Origin of the sequence: Moraxella sp., assembly GCF_024227015.1 — a bacterium.
In the GTDB taxonomy this organism is placed as follows: domain Bacteria; phylum Pseudomonadota; class Gammaproteobacteria; order Pseudomonadales; family Moraxellaceae; genus Moraxella.
The window spans coordinates 1-788 of record NZ_JAAELD010000104.1 but is presented as its reverse complement, the minus strand read 5'-3'; the positions used below and the strand labels follow the sequence as shown (position 1 = coordinate 788).

The 788-nt window shown below is 48.7% G+C and carries 2 tRNA genes and 1 rRNA gene; all 3 read right to left on the bottom strand.

Features of this window, described 5'->3' with window-relative positions:
• Positions 1-126: ribosomal RNA gene (locus GY683_RS02260) — 23S ribosomal RNA — on the bottom strand; the annotation flags it as partial.
• 452 nt (positions 127-578) lie between these two features.
• Positions 579-654, bottom strand: a tRNA-Ala gene (locus GY683_RS02255).
• A gap of 22 nt (positions 655-676) precedes the next feature.
• Positions 677-753, bottom strand: a tRNA-Ile gene (locus GY683_RS02250).
• Positions 754-788: the final 35 nt, after the last annotated feature.

Below are 788 nucleotides of genomic sequence, written 5' to 3'. Positions count from 1 at the left end.
TTCCCCATTCGGACATCGCGGGATCATTGCTTTATTGCCAGCTCCCCCACGCTTTTCGCAGGCTTACACGTCCTTCGTCGCCTATCATCGCCAAGGCATCCACCTGATGCACTTATTCACTTGACTCTATCATTTGAACGACCTCTCTGACTTCGCTTATCCTCCCGTTGACTAGGGGAATAAACTAGAGATGTTTACTCTGATAAAGCTTACTGCTTTGTTGTGTGACACACTCTGCCTTTTGTGCTCAGAGTGCGTCCGATACAATCATCACCCAAATTTTTATGGCTTGGCTGTGCTCATGGCGCCCGCCTTTTCAGACGGCCTATCCATAGGCTGAATCGACTCGGGTTGCATCCCTTGCCTTTTCCATCCAAACCAACATTGTCTTTGTTTGTTGATTTCGGCTTTCCAATTTGTTAAAGATCGATGCGGCTTCGAAACCCAGCTTTTGCTGCGTCTCTTCGCTTCGCAAATCAAAACGAGCTGGCCATTATAGCAGCCAACCTCTTGAAGTCAACTAAAAATAAGAAGTCGCCTTCTTATCTTTTTTTGCTTTCGCTTTGATTTGCAAAGTGTGGTGGAGGCAAACGGGATCGAACCGATGACCCCCTGCTTGCAAAGCAGGTGCTCTACCAACTGAGCTATGCCCCCAGTGTCGGGTCCGGCCTCTGATTGGTGGGTCTGGGAGGACTTGAACCTCCGACCCCACGCTTATCAAGCGTGTGCTCTAACCAGCTGAGCTACAAACCCAAGGCCTTATGTTTACTTCCTTTGCATCTCTAATC